21 protein-coding genes are annotated in these 16,900 nt (G+C 69.1%); 1 reads left to right on the plus strand and 20 read right to left on the minus strand.

Annotation, left to right across the window (positions count from 1 at the left end):
- Positions 1-6: 6 nt before the first annotated feature.
- From AC3IYJ_RS28355 to AC3IYJ_RS28410, 12 genes are all read right to left on the minus strand, one after another.
- Entirely contained in the window at positions 7-2,715 is a 2,709-nt protein-coding gene (locus AC3IYJ_RS28355) for a hypothetical protein (protein ID WP_489397474.1), read from the minus strand.
- A 9-nt stretch (positions 2,716-2,724) separates the two neighbouring features.
- On the minus strand, positions 2,725-5,346 hold the full coding sequence (locus AC3IYJ_RS28360) for a phage tail protein (protein ID WP_489397475.1): 2,622 nt from the start codon (positions 5,344-5,346) through the stop codon (positions 2,725-2,727).
- Between the two features lie 144 nt (positions 5,347-5,490).
- Complete coding sequence (locus tag AC3IYJ_RS28365; RefSeq protein ID WP_489397476.1) at positions 5,491-5,964, minus strand: hypothetical protein; 474 nt, start codon at positions 5,962-5,964, stop codon at positions 5,491-5,493.
- Positions 5,961-6,419, minus strand: coding sequence for a phage tail tube protein (locus AC3IYJ_RS28370; protein WP_489397477.1), 459 nt, complete (start codon positions 6,417-6,419; stop codon positions 5,961-5,963). Before AC3IYJ_RS28370 ends, AC3IYJ_RS28365 begins: the two co-directional genes overlap by 4 nt.
- A gap of 73 nt (positions 6,420-6,492) precedes the next feature.
- Positions 6,493-6,915, minus strand: coding sequence for a minor capsid protein (locus AC3IYJ_RS28375; protein WP_489397478.1), 423 nt, complete (start codon positions 6,913-6,915; stop codon positions 6,493-6,495).
- Positions 6,908-7,261: a hypothetical protein gene (locus AC3IYJ_RS28380; RefSeq protein WP_489397479.1), complete on the minus strand. Its 354-nt coding sequence runs from the start codon at positions 7,259-7,261 to the stop codon at positions 6,908-6,910. Before AC3IYJ_RS28380 ends, AC3IYJ_RS28375 begins: the two co-directional genes overlap by 8 nt.
- Positions 7,258-7,578 (minus strand): hypothetical protein, encoded by a 321-nt coding sequence (locus tag AC3IYJ_RS28385; protein WP_489397480.1) that lies wholly within the window; start codon positions 7,576-7,578, stop codon positions 7,258-7,260. The genes AC3IYJ_RS28380 and AC3IYJ_RS28385 overlap by 4 nt, the downstream gene beginning before the upstream one ends.
- Complete coding sequence (locus AC3IYJ_RS28390; RefSeq protein WP_489397481.1) at positions 7,575-7,991, minus strand: hypothetical protein; 417 nt, start codon at positions 7,989-7,991, stop codon at positions 7,575-7,577. The genes AC3IYJ_RS28385 and AC3IYJ_RS28390 overlap by 4 nt, the downstream gene beginning before the upstream one ends.
- A 10-nt stretch (positions 7,992-8,001) precedes the next feature.
- Positions 8,002-8,508, minus strand: a complete 507-nt coding sequence (locus AC3IYJ_RS28395) for a hypothetical protein (protein ID WP_489397482.1) — start codon at positions 8,506-8,508, stop codon at positions 8,002-8,004.
- Positions 8,508-8,684, minus strand: coding sequence for a hypothetical protein (locus tag AC3IYJ_RS28400; protein WP_489397483.1), 177 nt, complete (start codon positions 8,682-8,684; stop codon positions 8,508-8,510). The genes AC3IYJ_RS28395 and AC3IYJ_RS28400 overlap by 1 nt, the downstream gene beginning before the upstream one ends.
- Before the next feature lies 1 nt (position 8,685).
- Positions 8,686-9,885, minus strand: coding sequence for an SU10 major capsid protein (locus tag AC3IYJ_RS28405; protein ID WP_489397484.1), 1,200 nt, complete (start codon positions 9,883-9,885; stop codon positions 8,686-8,688).
- Between the two features lie 14 nt (positions 9,886-9,899).
- Positions 9,900-10,583 carry a hypothetical protein gene (locus AC3IYJ_RS28410; protein ID WP_489397485.1) on the minus strand — a complete coding sequence of 228 codons (684 nt, stop codon included), beginning with the start codon at positions 10,581-10,583 and terminating at the stop codon, positions 9,900-9,902.
- A 64-nt stretch (positions 10,584-10,647) separates the two neighbouring features.
- On the opposite strand from AC3IYJ_RS28410, the gene AC3IYJ_RS28415 reads away from it, so the two are divergent.
- Positions 10,648-10,911, plus strand: a complete 264-nt coding sequence (locus AC3IYJ_RS28415) for a hypothetical protein (protein ID WP_489397486.1) — start codon at positions 10,648-10,650, stop codon at positions 10,909-10,911.
- Here the strand turns inward: AC3IYJ_RS28415 and AC3IYJ_RS28420 are convergent.
- The 8 genes from AC3IYJ_RS28420 to AC3IYJ_RS28455 all read right to left on the minus strand — a co-directional run bounded on the left by AC3IYJ_RS28420 (position 10,908) and on the right by AC3IYJ_RS28455 (position 16,862).
- Complete coding sequence (locus AC3IYJ_RS28420) at positions 10,908-12,032, minus strand: phage minor capsid protein (protein WP_489397487.1); 1,125 nt, start codon at positions 12,030-12,032, stop codon at positions 10,908-10,910. The two genes, AC3IYJ_RS28415 and AC3IYJ_RS28420, sit on opposite strands and share 4 nt — an antisense overlap.
- Positions 11,983-13,569, minus strand: a complete 1,587-nt coding sequence (locus AC3IYJ_RS28425) for a phage portal protein (RefSeq protein WP_489397488.1) — start codon at positions 13,567-13,569, stop codon at positions 11,983-11,985. The genes AC3IYJ_RS28420 and AC3IYJ_RS28425 overlap by 50 nt, the downstream gene beginning before the upstream one ends.
- Entirely contained in the window at positions 13,569-13,718 is a 150-nt protein-coding gene (locus AC3IYJ_RS28430) for a hypothetical protein (RefSeq protein ID WP_489397489.1), read from the minus strand. Before AC3IYJ_RS28430 ends, AC3IYJ_RS28425 begins: the two co-directional genes overlap by 1 nt.
- Positions 13,715-14,992, minus strand: a complete 1,278-nt coding sequence (locus tag AC3IYJ_RS28435) for a PBSX family phage terminase large subunit (RefSeq protein WP_489397490.1) — start codon at positions 14,990-14,992, stop codon at positions 13,715-13,717. The genes AC3IYJ_RS28430 and AC3IYJ_RS28435 overlap by 4 nt, the downstream gene beginning before the upstream one ends.
- Positions 14,979-15,518, minus strand: coding sequence for a hypothetical protein (locus AC3IYJ_RS28440; RefSeq protein WP_489402958.1), 540 nt, complete (start codon positions 15,516-15,518; stop codon positions 14,979-14,981). Before AC3IYJ_RS28440 ends, AC3IYJ_RS28435 begins: the two co-directional genes overlap by 14 nt.
- Before the next feature lie 30 nt (positions 15,519-15,548).
- Positions 15,549-15,956 carry a hypothetical protein gene (locus AC3IYJ_RS28445; RefSeq protein WP_489397491.1) on the minus strand — a complete coding sequence of 136 codons (408 nt, stop codon included), beginning with the start codon at positions 15,954-15,956 and terminating at the stop codon, positions 15,549-15,551.
- Positions 15,957-16,066: 110 nt separating this feature from the next.
- Positions 16,067-16,330, minus strand: a complete 264-nt coding sequence (locus tag AC3IYJ_RS28450) for a hypothetical protein (protein ID WP_489397492.1) — start codon at positions 16,328-16,330, stop codon at positions 16,067-16,069.
- Positions 16,331-16,625: 295 nt separating this feature from the next.
- On the minus strand, positions 16,626-16,862 hold the full coding sequence (locus AC3IYJ_RS28455; RefSeq protein WP_489397493.1) for a hypothetical protein: 237 nt from the start codon (positions 16,860-16,862) through the stop codon (positions 16,626-16,628).
- Positions 16,863-16,900: the final 38 nt, after the last annotated feature.

Genomic DNA, 16,900 nt, shown 5'->3' on the forward strand with positions numbered 1-16,900 from the left:
GCCTCCTCAGTAGCTGATGATTGGGGCCTGGTCGAGGCGAACGTCCGCGCTGGCGGACTGCGCCTTGACGATCGAGTTGATCGAGCGGGTCACGGTGAACGTCTGCGGGCTGGCCGCGCCCGAGATCGCGGTCACCCGCATGACCTCGCCGCCGACCTCGATGTCGACAGGGAGCTCGGCGCCCGAGGTGGACCACAGCGGTGCGCCCACGGTTGCAACCGACAGGGACGTCGCGGTCGACGTGACGCCCGAGGCGAGGGTCGAGCCGTCGGTGTCGGCCCGGCCGGTGACGAGGTCGTCGACCACGGCCACGGTCCACGGGCCCGCCGGCGAGCATGCCAGCGTGACTGTCCACTCGAACGTCTTCAGCTCTTCGTCGCCGCCCTCGACCATCAGATCGAGAGGGCCAGGTGGAAGCCACGCAGGCAGACCGGTGATGCGGATGATGTCGCCCGGCTGGAGCGCGGCCACCGCCGGGATGAGTGTTGGGAATTTGTGCAGGTAGATCCGCACGCTCGGATACCGGGCCTCATCCCAGGTGCCTCGATGTAGCAGCCAGTGGGCAATGTCCTCGCACTGGCCGTCAGAGGCCAAACTCATGGTCTGGGAGTCGTCATAGGTGCCGACACCTGACGGCGGGGCCGCAGTCGACAGGGAACCGCTTGTCAGGACGGCCCGCGCGGACGAGCCGCCAACGCGGCTCACGGTGCGGTCGTTGCGAAGGTGCCGGTCATCGTCGACCGGTTTCAGCGGCGGCGCGAGCTGCGCGTAGGGGATGGTCAGCCTCGGGGTCTGGCTGTACAAGGTGGTGCGGCCCCGGTAGATAAGGCCCGCCCGTTCCCGGTCCTCGTACAGGATCCCGCCATCCGAGGTCTCGCATTCGCCGAGCAGGGTTAGGAGGGTTTCAGAGCGTTGGGGGCCCATTTGGGTCGGGGCGGTCCCGGCAATGGCTGGCACGTTCTCCTCGGTGGCCAGCCTGCGGAATCGGGCGGCTGCGGTTTCGCCGAACCAGCCGTCATCGGCACGGTCGTAGACGGATGTGTTCGAGCTGGCGAACACTCCGAGGTGGCCGAGGCGCACGTCGGCCGCGAGCGCGCCGAACGAGGTGCCGATCGTGGTCACGGTTCCTGCGGTCGCGGCGATGGTGGTGTCGTTTCCGAAGCCGCCCCCCGACACGTCGACCCAGCCGATCCGGTACCGGGTGTTCCCGCCCGTCTGCTCGGCGTTGATCTCCAGACGGGTCCAGGCGCCATGGAATCCGAAACCAGTGGTTACCGAAGGCACGCTGAACAAGCTCGCGCCGGTGCTGGAATATCCGTCGAGGGAGAGGCTGCCGTTGTCGACGGTGAGGACGACGCGAGCGGCAGTTCCCGTGGTCGCGAAGTCCATGAGGACGGTGGGCGAGGCGGGCGGGGTCGCCCAGTAGAAGACACAAGCAACGAGCCACTGTCCCGTAGCGGTGTGGGCCGGGACCACGCCGAGCATGCTGGCAGATGCCGTGATGCGGGGAAGCGGCGCGGATCCGAGGAGTGTGTTGTCTGCGGCGAACTCGAATCCGGATACGGCCAGCGGTGACACGGCCGGCAGTGGCGAGTAGGCCTGGAGGGCAGACCGGCCGTCCTCCAGCGGCCAGTAGGCGACCGGAGCCCCTACCGTGGGGATCCTGCGCCGCAGTGGCGAGGCCAGGGCTTTCGCGCCTTGGCCGAGGCGCCGCAGGATGCCGGCCGCCTCAACGGGGGTGGTGACGTCGTGGCCGCCCGCACCCCACTGTGGTGTCCATGAGGATGCCTCCAGGACGGCGCGGATACGGCGGGAGGTGATTTCCGCGCCGTTTCCGACGGTCCATGTTCGTCCGGCTGGGTCAGCAAACGTAGTGGTGCCGCTGGCCTGCGCGCTGAACACCGGGTTGGCGACAGCAGATCCGCCGATCCCGTTGCGGATCTCGATGGAGTGGTACTGGCGGGAGGTGGCCGCAAGCGTGGAGGTGGCGATGTCCCCCACTTCCACAACAGCGGTCGAGTTGAAGATTGATGTGGTGCCGGCGGTGGTGACGGTGCTGGTGCCGAGCTGTACCCAGGGGTCTGCCATGGTGGGCGCGGTGTAGAAAACGACGGTGTAGCCGCCGCTTCCGTTGTTGACGTCCAACGTGGCCCGGAGGGCTCCGCGCTCGCCGGGGCCGAACGGTACGGGCTGGCTAGAGGTGGCGTTGGCGGTAGTGGTCCCGTCGGTGGACCACCGGAACTCGGCCACCCCGTCCTCGTGGAGCCACAGCAGCCATGAGCGCTGATTCGCGGTGGTGTTGTACTTGCCCAGGACGCCAAAGCTGTTGGCGCTGCTCGCTCCTGCCCAATGGGCTGGAGTGAGATCGGCACGGACGTCGATGTCGCCCACGATGTCGAGGGTTGCCGCGTCGGGAGTGGTCGCGCCTCCTCGGACCCCACTCGGGATGACAAGCCCCACGGTTCCGCCACCGTGCGTAAGGCGCACGGGCGTGTTGCGGCCCAACTGCCCGAAATACGGGCTGCCCGGGTTCCGGGAGCTGTACTTGCCGTCAGGGTTGCGGAGTGCGAACGAGGCTGCCGCAGGGTCCGTTTGGGACCCTTCCCCGCGACGGCCCCAGCTGTACCGGATTGCGCCCGCGTGGAGGGCATCGTTGGTGACGTCCGTCCACGTGCCGGCGATCTGGAGCTCGACGCGGGCGTCGGGTACTGACATGCGGGCCTCCTAGCCGAAAGCGGTCTGGACGGACCCGCGCCCATCAACCTGGACAATGCGGCGGATCAGGGCCTTGAAGGCCTCTGGTCCTTCGAACTCGATGATCGTGCGAGGCTGCCCCCCACCTCCCTGAAGGCCGCCCGCGCCCGCTGGGCCGAGGGCCATCCCCGGCAGGGCGCCCGTGAGGCCGCCGAGCTGCTGCTGAAGCGCCGGAGTCTGCGCGGTGATGCCCCGCTGGAACCCCTCGATGATGCTGCGGCCGGCGGGGGTAAGGATCCGGGCATCGACATCAGCCGGCCCTTTCCAATCGGGCAACATGCCTGTAATGCCACTGAGCGTGGACCTGATGGATCCGATCTTCGACCGGATGCCTTCGATGAACCCGCTGATCAGGCGGGCGCCCGCGTTCCACAGGATGCTGCCGAGGTCACCAAGGGCGTTCTGGGCGGCGCTGGGGATCCCACGGATCCAGTCCACGAACTCGTTCTTCTTCTGCCGGACCGAGTCCATCATCCGGCCGCCAGCCTCCTGGACGCGGTCCCACAGTGCGCCCGCGAGTCCGGCGAGCGCCGAGCCAGCGCGGCCGGGGAGCTCAATGAACGCTCGGACGAAGAAGTCGAGGACGCCACTCAGCATGCTCTTCGCGGCGTCCCACGCTCCGCTGAAGTCGCCCTTGAGGAGCGCCACGATGGCTTCGATGGCGGGCAGGACCACGGTGTTGATGACCCGGCCGAGCTCACCAGCGAACATTTCGGCGAGTTTGCCGATCCAGCCAATGACGGTGATCAGCATTGGTGTCATGTCGGTCAGGACTTTCGCGACCAGCAGCACCAGCTGTGCGATGACCGGAGCCAGCGCCACCATCAACTGCGCGAAGATCCCGGCGAGCTGCGTGATGACCGGGGCGAGTGCGCTGATCAGCGCCGACAGGATCGGCAGGATGGCCTCGGTGAGCGTCATGAACGCGTCGAGGATCGGTTCCAGGACCGGGATCAGAGCGGCCAGGATCGGCGTCAGCGCGGACATCAGGACACCCGCGAGCTGCGCGACCAGCGGGGCCAGCATTTTGAAGACGTTCGCGACCAGTTTGAGGATCGGTGTCAGCGCAGGCAGGAGCCCCACGATCAGGCTCGCGAACACCGGGATCAGGGGGCCGACCGCGTCGAGGAGCGCGCCGACAGCCTCCGCGGCGGCCTCCAGGACGGGGCCGAGTGCGGCGATGATCGGGCCGAGGGCGGCCCCGAGGATCTCGATGAGCCGCTGGACGGGCGGACCGAGCGCCGTGAACACCGGGGCGATGGCCTTGAGCGCGGTGATGAGGAGCGGGCCAACGGTTTGGGCGAGCACCGCCATCGTCCCGTAGATCGCCTGGAGAGCGCCCTGCACGGCGGGGCTGGCGAAGGCCTCCGCGATCGCCCCGGTGATCTGGGTGAGGACGCCGAGGAAGTCGCCGCCGGTGGTACGGGCGGCAGAGAAGACGGACCCCACAATCGAGCCGACGTTGCCGACGACGTCGAAGAGCTGCTTGAAGACGGTGATCGCGTCCTCGATGGCCTGCTGCATCTTGTTCGACGCGAACGCCTTGTCCAGGCGGCCGGAGAGGGTGTTCAGGCCGGCGCCCGCGGCTTCGGTGAGCCGGGCGAAGCTGGGCGCGGCTGCTGCAGCGACCTGGCCCAGGGCCCGGACCACGAGCCCGGGGGCCTGCGACAGGTTGGCGAGGCCTTCGTTTGCCCCCGAGAGGGCTTTGCCGAGGGTGCCGTTGCGGCTCATTTCGATGGCCGCGTCACCGACGCCCTTGGCCATGAAGTTGAGGGTGATGCCGGTCTCTTTGAGCTGGGACTTGAGGATCGGCAGGGTGGTCTTGCCCAGGTCGCGGAGGACCGTGTCCAGGTCGCGGAACATTTCCTGCTGCACGGTCTGCTGAATGCTCTTCAGCTGGGGCTGGAGGGTGCGGACCTCGCGCGCGAAAGCACGGGCAGACGGTGCGAGGTTCTTGATGGCCTCCTCGAAGGCCTGCGGGTCCGAAGGGTCCATCGCGGCCTTGACCGCGTCGCCCACACCCACCATGCCCAGCTTGAGCGCGCCCGTCGCCAGCTTGAGAGCCACAAGCCCGGACACGGCGACCAGAGCCGCCGGGGCGATCTGGACCACCGTCGCGGCCAGCCCGGCCACCAGCGGCCCGGCCGCGCCAATCGCGGCGCCGACCTTCGCGAAGGACATCGCGACGCCACTGATGCGACCCGCCATGGAGCCGAGCCGGTCGGTGTCGATGTTGATGTTGCGCAGGCTGCTCACGGCCCGGCCGAGACGCGCCCCGAGCGAGGTTCCCAGATCGTCGGCGGCGCGCGCCAGCGCCCGGAAGCGCATGGCCATGGTGCGGGTCTCGACCTCGACGACCGCCGCAGTCTCCGAGGTCTGCGTGGAGACGTCCTCCAGGCCCTCTTCGACAGTCCCCAGGGCCTGGTTCATCACGGAGGCTTCGGCAACGAAGTGCCCCGCAAGGTTGCGCAGGCGGCCGGCCGCGTCAACGGTGAATCCCTGGGCGGCAAGTTCCGCGCGGGCGAGGCCGCGGGTCCAGTCGGAGGAGTCCGCGCGGACGTAGCCGACGAGTTCACCGACGGTCATGGCCATGGGGTGCCGCCCTTCGTGGTCAGCTGCGAAGGGCAGCGCGGATCAGGGCGTCGTCATCGATGACCGAGAGGTCGTCGGCCGCGACCCGCCTGAACATGGCTTCCGGGGAGAGACCGCAGACGAGGTGCCAGAACTCGCGCTCGCCTAGGTGCGGGATCGCGCCCGCGGGGATCCCGTACTCGCGGCGGAAGTCCGCGACGATCGCCCACCAGTGGTTTTGGACTGCGATCGCCGTGCGGCTCGGTTCCCGACGAGCGCGGCCGCTGCTTTTCCCGGGTCGTCGCTGGTGACGAGCTGGAATGCGTCGCCGAACTCGACGTCGGTCTTGCCGTTGCCCTGCATGTAGCCCCACATCAGGGCGGTGAGCAGGCCGATGGCGCCCATGCCGTTTTCGACCCACTGCTCGAACACGCCCTCGCCGTAGAGCAGGCCGACGGCGTCACCGAAGTCGGAGATCTCCGACTCGGCGCCGAGCGTGGAGAACAGGGCGGCGAAGTTGAGCGGGATGTCCGAGGGGACCGGGACGGTGACGCCCTCGATGATCTCGGTGCGGGCCCCGAAGGCCTCGGCCTTGAAGTCCTCCCAGGACTGCGCCTTGGTGGCGCGAGGGGCCGTCACGACTTGACCGCCGTGGTGCTCGGGCCGGACCTCGTGAATGTCGCTGACCACGACACTTCGTCGTTGTTGCCGCCACCCTGGTCGCCGAGCGTGATGCGGGCCTTGGTGAACACCACCCAGGACGTGTCGTCCTTGTGCGCGTACCGGAAGCCGGTCAGCGAGTCCGGACCCAGTCGCTCGTTCATGCCCTCGACGATGGTCTGACCAGGGTCGAGGGCGAAAGTCACCGGGTCCCGCAGCCGGAACCCTTCCAGCTGCACGCTCTTCCCGATCTGCATCTTGTACGACTCGGACTGGCCCAGGGACCCGAAGGTGGTGACGTCGGTGGTCTCCTCCTCCTCGCTCTTGGTCCACGTGTTGATCGCACCGATCGCGATATCCACCCACGTGCCGGGTGCGTTGTAGTCCTCGATTTGAAAACGCGCGTCGCGCGCGTTGTACGTGTTCACTGCCATGGCTGTGTCTCCTCCGGGCATGGCGAGGAGCCCGCCGGCAGTGCCGTACGGGCTGAAGGAAAGGGGGGTGGGGTCAGACGCGGTGCGCGGTCACGCTGCGAACACGCATCCGGCAGTTGCAGACGTGCTCGTGGCGCCGGTTTTCGTCCGTGCCGAGACCAGCCACGGCCTGGTTCGCGCGGGAGAGGAGCAAGTACGTGCCGTCGGGCAGGGTGGTTTCGCCAAGGCCGTGGAGCTCTGAGCGGATGTCCTGGCAGAGGTCACGGCTTACGCGCGGGTCGGTAGTGCCACGAACCTTGACCTGCACGGGTACCTCGTCGTAGCCGAGTTGGCTGTCGGCCTCGGCGCCGTCGTCGTAGATGGTTAGGACGATGCAGACGTCCGGGGTGGACGGCTTGGCTTCGAGGAAAATGCTGCCGGTGACGCCGGTCTCGTCGTAGACGCCGAGGCCCTGAGCGGCCAGATGGCGGGCCAGACCGTCGAGGAGGCTAGCCACGCAGCCACCTCCGCAGGGGGACCGCCATCAGCCGGAGCATGACGTCCTTATCCCTGTTGAGCGGGATTTCCAAATATTTCGCCATGCGGCCCGGCAGGTGCTTGTAGTCCAGGTTCTCGTGCTGGATCCGGGCGTACACGGTGTCGTACGTGACGGCTCCGTTGAGGCCGTCGCGGGTCACGCGCCCACTGCGCTCAAGTGTGCCCTCGTCCAGCGGGACCAGCTTCCGCGACTCAAAGAGGAGATGCTCCAAGGCCTTCTGGAGACCCTCCTCGGCCGCCGCCTGCCCCCGCCGGGACGCTCCGAGGCGGCCGCCCTGCCAGCTCATGCGCGCGTACTGGCTCACGTGCAGGTCACCTCCCGGTGGTCCGGAGTCGGCAGGCCGGCGCCCGCGTAGAGGGTGGAGGTGATGACCGAGGCGACCCGCCCAGAAGGCAGCGTCACCCGCGACTCGGGCGGGCAGGCTTGGGTGGGAAACAACCAGACCCTCGTGGCCGTCGAGGTGATCTCCTCGCCGTCCTTGGTCCGGGCCGTGCGGGTCGTCTCCTCGACGTAGGCCCGCGCGGTGACGGGGGCCGCGTACTGGGGTCCGTACGCCGATTCGCCGGTGTACGCCTCGATGGTGATCGTGTAGCGGAGGAGCCAGCCGGGGATGGTGCTCACCAGGCCACCGCCCCGAGCTGGATCCGGTCCGGGGTGAGGTCCGGGGCCCGGAGCGCGTCCCACACTGCGGGGGCGATCTGCCGGGCCGGGGAGTCGTCGCCGGACACGGCCGTGACGGACCGGCCGAGGTTGACCGAGCCGATCTGCGCCGAGCCGTAGCCCACTCCGGCCGCCCCGACGGTGTCGCCGACCTCGACGCCCCATTGGGCCTGCGCGCACACTGCGTCGGCGAATGCGGCTGCGACCACGGTGTCCGTGGGGAGGCCGGTGTCGCCGACGGCGTATGCGCAGAGCCGGAACACCTGCGCGTCGAGCATCTGGCTCGCGCGAGCAAGCCGGGAGTCGATGTCCGCAGGGGCGTCCGCCCCCGTGTACGTCTCGTACTGCTCGGCGGTGGCGTAGATACGGGCCATGGGCCACCTCCTACGCGCTGGAGCCGATGATCACGATGTCGTACGTCACGGACGTGGAGCCCGCCGAGTTGGTGACCTTCAGGACGTCGCCGGTGGCCGCCGTGACCGCGTAGGTCGTGGCATCCGCCGCGCCCGCGAACAGCGCCACGCAGGCGCCCGGCCGCAGGGTGAGCGTGCCGGTGGCGTTCAGGGCAGTGATCCACGGGTTGGTGCCCGCGCCGACGATCACGTTGTTGGTGTTCCCGGCCGCCGCGGAGATGATGATCGCCTTGACCTTGGCGAACGTCAGCGTCGCCCCGTAGATGTCCACGAGGCTGCCCGCGAGGTCGATGTCCTCCGTCGCGGACGCGGTGAGCGTGCGCGTGTCCGCAAAGCGGAGGTCCGCCTTTCCGGCGCCGGTGCCGCTCGCCAGATAGGCGCCGTACCGCTTCGACATGCTGTCGGAGGCCGTGGACAGGTCCCCAGCCTTGGTGTAGATCCCGTCGACGGTCACGCCGACTGTGGTGGTCAGGGCCATCAGCCCTCCTCCTTCTGGGCCTTGGACGTGCGCTTGGGTTTGGTCTCCTCGACCACACGCCAGCCGGACGCCGGGTCGTCGGCGAGGGCCGCGTAGGCGGCTTCCGCGTCCGAACCGGGGACCGGCTGAACACTCTCGGCGATGTGGTCGCCGGAGCGTCGTTCGTAGATGGCCACGTCAGACCTTCAGGCCGGTCATGACGCCGTGGGCGCGCTCGGCCCCGTACTTGAGGCCGATCTCGCCGTACAGCTGTACGTCAGTGGACGCGCCGGTCTTGGCGAGCTCTTCCTCGAACATGACGCCCTTGCCGGGGACGTTGAGGAAGACGGGGGCGAGCTGCTCCAGGGACACGGCGAGGATGGTGTCCTGCGGGACGTGCCGGTCCATCATCAGGTTCAGCGTGCCGAAGTCCGAGACGATGGTCTGGACGTTGACGCCGCCGACGGTGCGGGACGTCTCCGTGTACTGACCGTACGCCGAGGAGTACGCCTTGGTGATGGCGCGCTTCTGGATGCTGTTGCACAGGAGCGTCGCGGTGGCCTGCTCGGACATGCCGCCGTTGTCGTAGGCGAGCTGGATCAGGTCCGACACGTGGTCGGACGTGAGGGTCGTTGCCCAGGGCTTGTTGTACGAGATGCCCGTGGCGGTGCCCAGGGTCAGCGCGGCGCCGCCGGACGTGGTCGCGACCTTGAAGGTGTTCGTCGCGCTGGAGACGACGTAGTAGACGCGGCCGGCGACGACGTTGGTCATGGCGTCGGTGATGACGAACACGATCTTGTCGCCGTCGGACATGCCGTGCGCCGTCGCGGTGACGGTGTCGGTGGCCGAGGTGGCGCCGGTTACGACGGTGGCCCGCGCGATCCGGTTGGTGGTGATGGCCTCCAGCAGACCGCGGGTCTTGCGGGCGGTCGCGTTGGTCGTCGGATTGCTGTAGCGCCCGTTGATGAACGAGAAGTTCACGTCCAGGGCGATGGACTTGAGCTCCTGCGCGATCTGCCAGTCCAGCTCGGTGGAGATCGGGTTGTCGCCGTCCACGGACCGGAACGGGGCGCTGCCAGGGGTGGCGAGCTGCCCGAACGCGGCCTGCTTGGTGTAGCTGACGGACACCTTCGACTGGTGGATCTGGGCCAGGTTGCGTACGTTCGCGCGGACCCGCTCCTCAGCGGTCGGCGCGGTCGCGCCTTCGACCTGGACCCGCTGAGCCGGGTCGCGGAGGTCGGAGGTCTGCCATTCGAACTCCACGGCCGTGGTCATGCCACCGCCGGTCAGACCGCCGATCGCGGACAGCAGCGGGGTGTCATCCGGGGTGAGCGCGAACAGCTCGCCGGCGTAGTTGGGAAGGTTGAAGGTCGTACCCATCCCGGTGATCCCGGCCATGGTGTCTCCTCAGGTCATGTGGTCGCGGCGCGTTGCCGCTTGAGTCGGATGGCGGTCGCAAAGTCCCGCCGTGCGGTCGCCTCGGCGATCTGCTTGTCGAGGGACGCGGGGGTCTCGCCGCCGGCCCCGTGGTCCGCGCCGGACCGGCCGGGGCTGCGGGGGGCGAGCTTGGCGAGCTTCTTCACCGCGGCCTTGATGGCGTCGGTGTCGACCTCGCCGTCCGCAACGAACCGCGAGGTGTCGATGAGCTCGGAGGCCTCACCGAGGTCGAGCCCGGCGGCCGCGGTGGCGGCCCGGAACTCAGCGGCGGCGAGCTTGGTGGCGTACTCGGCGGCGGCTGCCGTGCGGCCGGACTTCTCCGCCGCGGTGACGGCCTTCTCCTGCTCGGTCTGGCTGGCAGCCTTCAGGGCGTCCAGCTCTTCGCGGGCGCCCTTGTTCTCTTTGGCCCACTTCTCCCACTTGCGGGCCTCGGCCTTCCAGTCCGTGTCGTCACCGCCGGGGGCGGGGGCGGCCGGAGGTGTGGCCGGGGGCGTTGCGGGCGGGGTGCCGGGGTCACCGGCGGGCGGGGTGCCACCTGCGGCGCCGGCGCCCTCGTCGCTGCCACCCGCGATGACGTGGATCGGTCGGCCGTCCATGCGGTAGCCGAGGATCGCGCCTGCCGGGTGCGTGGCGAGGGTGTGCCTGAAAGGGGTGATCATGTGTGCTCCCATGCGGGTTTGCCCCGGCCGTGCGGCCGTAAGCGGTGCTGGATATCGTCCGCACATGACAGACGAAGCTGAGTTCGAGGAAGCGTTCCGGACCGCTGTGGGGCTGGTGAAGGCGTTCCTTCGCGAGGACACCAGCGGTGAAGCGGCCCTCTGGGAAATGTCGGAGGACAAGGACGGAGTGGTTAGGGCCCTGATGGCCCTTGCCAGCCGTGCCGTCGTTGAGGCTGCGGAGGGCAGCGAGGTCACTACCGACGAATGGCTCGACGTTGAAGCCGCGCTCTTCGAGGCGAGTGCCGAGGACGGCGAGGTCGAGGACTAGCGGGCGGCCCTGATCTGCTCGCGCGCGGGCTTGCGGCGGATGTCGTCGTGCGCGGCGACGTGCTCGCGCGCGGCCTTCTGCCAGTCGCGGATCTTGGCCTGAGCCTTGCGGCGGGCCTGCTCGTCCATCGAGGCAGCGGCCCGGCGTTTCCAGGAGCGGATGTGCCGCTCGATCTCCCGCTGCCGTTGGGTGTCCTCGTAGGTGGTGCCCGGCGTCGCATGGTGCGGCGGTCGGGTGGTCACCCCGGGCAGGTAGGCGCCAAGTGAGTGCCTGCAATTCGGGTGAAAGAGGCCAGCGGCGCGGGCCTCGATCAGTGACCCGGCGACGTGAACGGCGATCGTGCGGCCGTCGTCGTGCAGCTCATGCTGCGCCCGAACCGTGTGGGGCCCGGACTCGGCGCCGAGGGTGAGGATTTCGCCTTCCCAGGGCCGGCAGAGCGGGCATTCGAGCGGCGCGTCCGAGACGATGACGAGCCCGATTCGGATCTCGGCGAGCGAGTCGATATGGCCTTCGATCGCGGCGCGCGCCGTGACGGATCGGACGGCCATCTCCGCGTACGAGGCCATGTCCCAGTTGCGGCCGGACGAGTCGGTGAAGCCGGTGATGCCGCGGGCCGCGAACTGGTCGAGGGCCCGTTGTGAGGCGTCTCGGCGGGTGATGCCGGTAAGCAGTTGGGCTCCGGACACCCGGGCCACAATCGACCGGTAGGTGTCGACGACGGACCGGGTGATCCGTTGGTAGAGCGGGCGGGTGTCCTGCGCGTACGAGGCGGCGAGCCGGTCGACGGCCGGCGCATTGGGCAGGGCCCGCCGGGCGGCGAGCTCCCGACCGATATCCAGCGCTCCGAGCTCGACCACAGCGGCTTGCCGACCCCGGTTGTAGGCCGTAATCAGGGCTTCGGCAACCGCGCCCGTGGTGTCGTCCTGAAGTGCGGCCGAGATCTCCTCGACGGCGTTTCGCAGGTTGCCGATCGAGGCGAGCTTGAGTTCGGCCCACCGTGGGGAGTCGATGTCCGCCTCCAGCGCGGCGGCGAGACGCTCCAGGAGCACACCCTCGGCTGCGGCGTACAGCTCACGGACCCTGTGGGCCAGGTCCTCCGCCAGGGCTGGGGAAACCGGCATGGCCTCCCCCTTCCGCACCGGTCATGGCCGGGTCTGCAACGACCCGTCCGGCCTCGCCCTGGATTTTTTTGACCTCGGCCTTGACCTGGTCGTCGTCCCAGTCGGGGTGGATCATGCGGACGAGGGTGTCCGTGGACGCGGCCTCGGCCCGGCGCAGCAGCTCGGCGGCTGCGGCGATCTCGCCAGGGCTGTCGCTGATGGAGTCCTGGAACTCGACGTCCGGGGGTTCCAGGTCGAGCCCGGCGACACCGAACAGCGGCCCAGCCTCGACGGCGAGGAGCGCGGCCGTGATGTCGGCGACCGCGGGTTTCCAGTACAAGGCTTTGCGGGCGCGGGTGGCCATGCTGCGGCGTTCCCGGGCCCGGATCTCCGTTGCGGTGACCGCAGCCGCGTCACCGGTCGCCCCGAACGTCGAGGCGGAGTAGCCGGCCTGGCGTACGGCCTGCTCGACGAGTTCGGCGCAGGTGTCGCGGTGCTCAGTTACCCGGATCTGGAACTGGACGGGCGTAATCGGGTTGGGGTCGCCCGCCCTCGGGAGCATGTTCAGCCCGGAGTAGATCTCTTGGTCCTCGTCCCACGTGGCGCCCTGGCCGGGCCCGGCGGACTGGAGCAGGGCGTTGGCAACAACGATGCGGCTCTTGCCGTGCCGGACGTCCCGCATCCACGAGGAGTACGTCTCGTCCAGGGCGTCAAGGATGCCCTCGATGCCCTGAAAGTCGGACTGGCCCCAGTAGGCGGCGGACGGGATGTGTCGCCAGGCTCGCGCGGGGCGGACGTTGGGGATGTAGGCGGCGGTGAGGTGGTCGGGGGCGCCGGTTTCGATGCCGCCCTCGGCGTCAACCATGTTGGCGAGCGGGGCCGTCGCGGGGTGGTCTTCGAGGGGGACGGGGTGGCCGAGGCTGCCTGTACCGCCCTCGTACAGTCCGTGGTAGATGACACCGCGCTCGTGGCGCTCCAGGTGCCGCCAGACCCTGCGGTCGTTGGGGTCGTCGGAGGCGAGGAGCGTCCAGAAGGTGACGGCGCGCAGCCGCCCGTACGTGAACTCGGGGACCGCGCAGTCTGCGGCCACGGGAGCGATCCACGGTCGGTCGGCGACGTCTTCGTCCCACACGATGCGCAGGTACACGCCGCCGAGGGCCGCGCCGAGCTCGCCGGCCTCCAGCAGGGTGGGGTGCAATCCCTTCTCGACGAGCTCGTCGAGGCGGTCCTGCGTGGCCGTGCTCGCGCTGGTCAGCTTGGGGGGTTCGGAGAACAGCAGCTCGGAGGAGGTCCGGGCGATGTCCCCGGCGAGCGGCACGTGGAGCTTGGTGCGCTTCTGTCCGGCGGTGGTCGGGTTGCCCCAGAACCATCGGGCGAGGCGCCCCCGAACGCCCGTGGCGAACTGCGCCGGACGGTCCCCACTGCGGTAGCCGCGGCCTTCGTAGCGCTGCTCCAGCCGGTCGGGGTCGGCGGAGAACCAGGCGTCCCAGTCGGCCATCGCGGTCTGCACGCGCGAGTCTGTGGGCGGCCAGGCCTGATCTGCGGTGGGTAGGGGCATCAGGCACGCTCCCGTTCCATCAGCAGGTTGGCGATGGACAGCCACGAGCATGCGAGTTGGTCGAGGCGCTCCATGAGGGCCAGATTCGTTTCGGTCTCGGCAGCCTGGAGGATCCGGACGGCGTTGCTGATCGCCTGGTCGACGGTCACGCGGCCACCTCCAGCAGAGTCGGAATGTGCGGCCGCCACAGGGCCTCGGTCGTACGGACGCCGTACCGCAACGCATCGCAGCTGTGATCGTCGAGCTTGATGGGCTTGTCCTCGCCCTTCTCGGCGGCTTCGTCGTCCCACGAGTAGCCGGGGATCTCCTCGATCAACCCGCGCGCGGAGGTGTGGATCCGCAGCCGGTCCCCGGCGATGAGGGAGCCGACCGTCCGGATTCCGTCGAGGACGGTGTTGTCGGCTGGCATGACGCCGGACACGCCGTCTCGGTGAAGCTGCTCGATGTAGGAGGCGGCGGACGGGTCGACGATCGTCCACTCCGGCTGGACGCCGAGGACGTTGGTCTGCGGATGGGGCACGCCCTGGAGCCAGGCACGGCGTGCCCGGCTGTACTCGCTGTCGGTCTTCTTGCGGCGCTGGGCCCGGGAGTCCCACCGGTACTCGGACACGACGTACAGCCGGTTGTCGACGCCGAGGCCGATCAGGAGATCGGAGTAGGGGTTCGTCGTGCCGTAGTCGATGGCGTCGCACAGCCAGCGGGCGATGTGCGGGACCTCTGCGACAACGTGGCGCTGCTCGTCGAACGCGTCGTAGATCGCGCCCTCGGCCTGCACCCAGTGCCCGAGGATGTTCCGCCGGTAGAACAGGCCGGTGTAGGTCGACTTGAGCGCGGCGACGTAGGCGGGGTCGAGGAACGGGTTGTCATCGAGGACGAAGTGCCACGACGACAGCCGGGTCTCGGCGGCCCGCTTCAGGTAGTCCCGCTTCACCCAGTGCCCCGGGTTGTCCGGGTTGGTCGTCGCGAAGATCTGCGCGCCAGGGACGGAGCAGCGGGCGACGAGCTGGTCGAAGAACGCCTTCGGGAGGGTGGTCAGCTCATCGACGTAGGCGCCGGCGCAGGTCATACCGCGGACCTTGGGTTCGGCCTTGGCGTCGTTGGCGCCGATGACGTGGACGGCCCGGCCGAGGATGTAGGCGATGGGTGCGCCGTTGGTGTACTTGACCTGCTGCGCGAGCTCGCCGAACAGGTCGCTGTTCATCAGCGGGCCGATGATGTTGCGGTACAGGGAGTCGCGGGTCCGGCCGACCACGACGAGCTCGCCGCCGGTCGGTGCGTCGGCAACGTAGATCAGCCAGCGGAGCAGCGACGCGATGGTCTTCCCGGACCGGACCGAGCCCTCCCACAAGTTGATGCGGGCATCGGCCTGGACGATGGACAGGATCTGTTTGCGGGACAGGGGCAGGGCGTCAAGGAGACTCACCTTCGGCCTCCTCGCTGCCCTGGTCCTCCTTCACCGCCTCAGCCAGGCCCTGGAACAGCTTGCCGAGCATCGAGCGGGCGTCAGCGGCCCCGGAGTCTTCGGCCGGCGGGACGAGGCGTACGGACTGCGCGGCGGCGGCTGCGGCGGCGGCCATCAGCGACCGCTTGTCCGCGGCGAGCGGCTCGGGGATGTCCCGGCTGTTGTACGTGTGGTCCTTGCCGCCGAAGGAGTGGATTGTCGTCGGCTCCCACACCTGCGCGGACAGGGCGAGCGCGTCGTCGGTGAGGGCTTCGGCGAGGATGACTCGCTTCTCTTCCAGGTCCGCTTTGCGGGCTCGGGTGGCTTCCTCGGTGGCGGTACGGTCGAAGGCCAGGCCGAGGCGGGCGGCGTAGACGCTGATGGTGCGCTGGCTGCGGCCCATGGCGCGGCCGATCTCGTTCCGGCCGAGGCCCTGCGCGTGGAGGCGGCGGAGCTCGTCGAGTTCCTCGGTGGTGACCCTGGCGCCGTTGTACTGGTTGTCGCCCATCGCGGCCACGGTCACCACCTCCGGTTCATCTCAGGGGCAGGTCTCTTCGAGCTTGACCGTGTGGAACACGAGCTTCGTACTCGTGGCCGTCATCGTGCCGGCGGCGGGCGTCTGGGAGCAGACTTTCCAGTTGCGGTCGAGGACTTGGTGGCGACTCTGGCCGAGGGCGTCAGTGGAGCCGAGGAGGTAGAAGCCCACGGCCTGCGCGTTGTCCTGGGCAGCCTGGAGGACTTGACCGACCGCGTTGGGCACAGTGCCCTGAGCGGGCGCGGGGGCTGAGGCCTTGGGCGCCGCAGGCGTGCTGCTCGCGGGGGTTGGTGCGGCGGCCGGCGGGCTGCTGGGTGCGGGCCGGCCGGTGCTGGTGGCCTGCGGGTTGCACGCGGTGAGGGCGAGGACGCCGGCTGCGGCGAGGATGGTGATGCTGTGGTGTGTGCGCATCGCGTCACTGTGTCCGGGTACAGGCGTCTGTGTGGTGGCTGTGACTGACCTGTGACGCACGAAGGCCCCGCGTGTATTGGCGGGGCTCCGGGTGTGCTGGGCGTGGGGGTCTACTGGCGGCGGCGGAAGAGGCAGAGGAGCGCGGTGCGCTCGCTGCCCAGGGCCTTGCCTTCGGCGCCAGCCATGTTGGTGAGGTGCCAGCCCTGGCTTTCGATGCCTTCGATCTGCTCAGCCACGCCGATCATGGGGCCCGTACTGCGGCTGTTCGTGTTCGCTTCGATGATTTTGAAGGCGAAGACCTGGCGGCCAGCGGTGTATGCAGCGGCAGCTGCCTTGGCGGCGGTCTCGCCCTTGGCGTTGTTGATGAAGCCCATGATGCCCCCTGGTGCGGTGGTGGAGCCGCATCGTTGCACTGGGGGTGTGGGGGCGTCTGGCGTGTGACCGGTCTGTAACGCGCGAAAGCCCCGCGCGGTGGCGGGGCTTCGATGTCCAGGCACGCCGGACGTGAGGCCAGGATGGGGCACGGGCGCCGGTTTTGCAACTAGGTGCAGAAGAGCCCCGACCGTGTCAGCGCACGGTCGGGGCTCTCCGAGGATGGCCCCCTCGGCGGTGTGGGGCTCACGCTACGCCCGGGATGGCCGGTACAACACCCCTCGTGCGTGGCTCGATTCAGTCGATGGTCCCGGCGGCGATCTCGTCGCGGATCAGGTTGCGGTGCTCCTCGTAGACGAGGCGTGCCTCGTTGCTCGGGACCGCTCCGGTGTTGAGGCCGCACGCGCATGTAACCGTGGTCTCGTCTGTCGGTACCTGCTCGGCCCACATGGACCCTGGCTCCCAGTCGACGACCTTGCTGTGATTCTCGAAGCGGAGGTTGTGGCGGTACATGGGACTGTGCGGCTCGCTCATGCCGTCCATCATCGTTGCTCCGGTGAGGGCTTGGACTT

Source organism: Streptomyces sp. GL_140 (assembly GCF_057834465.1).

What these genes read in the sequence shown, in the direction of transcription:
- AC3IYJ_RS28355 (WP_489397474.1), bottom strand. Translation starts at nt 2,715, where the DNA reads ATGTCAGTACCCGACGCCCGCGTCGAGCTCCAGATCGCCGGCACGTGG.
- AC3IYJ_RS28360 (WP_489397475.1), bottom strand. Translation starts at nt 5,346, where the DNA reads ATGGCCATGACCGTCGGTGAACTCGTCGGCTACGTCCGCGCGGACTCC.
- AC3IYJ_RS28370 (WP_489397477.1), bottom strand. Translation starts at nt 6,419, where the DNA reads ATGGCAGTGAACACGTACAACGCGCGCGACGCGCGTTTTCAAATCGAG.
- AC3IYJ_RS28390 (WP_489397481.1), bottom strand. Translation starts at nt 7,991, where the DNA reads ATGGCCCGTATCTACGCCACCGCCGAGCAGTACGAGACGTACACGGGG.
- AC3IYJ_RS28395 (WP_489397482.1), bottom strand. Translation starts at nt 8,508, where the DNA reads ATGGCCCTGACCACCACAGTCGGCGTGACCGTCGACGGGATCTACACC.
- AC3IYJ_RS28405 (WP_489397484.1), bottom strand. Translation starts at nt 9,885, where the DNA reads ATGGCCGGGATCACCGGGATGGGTACGACCTTCAACCTTCCCAACTAC.
- AC3IYJ_RS28410 (WP_489397485.1), bottom strand. Translation starts at nt 10,583, where the DNA reads ATGATCACCCCTTTCAGGCACACCCTCGCCACGCACCCGGCAGGCGCG.
- AC3IYJ_RS28415 (WP_489397486.1), top strand. Translation starts at nt 10,648, where the DNA reads ATGACAGACGAAGCTGAGTTCGAGGAAGCGTTCCGGACCGCTGTGGGG.
- AC3IYJ_RS28420 (WP_489397487.1), bottom strand. Translation starts at nt 12,032, where the DNA reads ATGCCGGTTTCCCCAGCCCTGGCGGAGGACCTGGCCCACAGGGTCCGT.
- AC3IYJ_RS28425 (WP_489397488.1), bottom strand. Translation starts at nt 13,569, where the DNA reads ATGCCCCTACCCACCGCAGATCAGGCCTGGCCGCCCACAGACTCGCGC.
- AC3IYJ_RS28440 (WP_489402958.1), bottom strand. Translation starts at nt 15,518, where the DNA reads ATGGGCGACAACCAGTACAACGGCGCCAGGGTCACCACCGAGGAACTC.
- AC3IYJ_RS28445 (WP_489397491.1), bottom strand. Translation starts at nt 15,956, where the DNA reads ATGCGCACACACCACAGCATCACCATCCTCGCCGCAGCCGGCGTCCTC.
- AC3IYJ_RS28450 (WP_489397492.1), bottom strand. Translation starts at nt 16,330, where the DNA reads ATGGGCTTCATCAACAACGCCAAGGGCGAGACCGCCGCCAAGGCAGCT.
- AC3IYJ_RS28455 (WP_489397493.1), bottom strand. Translation starts at nt 16,862, where the DNA reads ATGAGCGAGCCGCACAGTCCCATGTACCGCCACAACCTCCGCTTCGAG.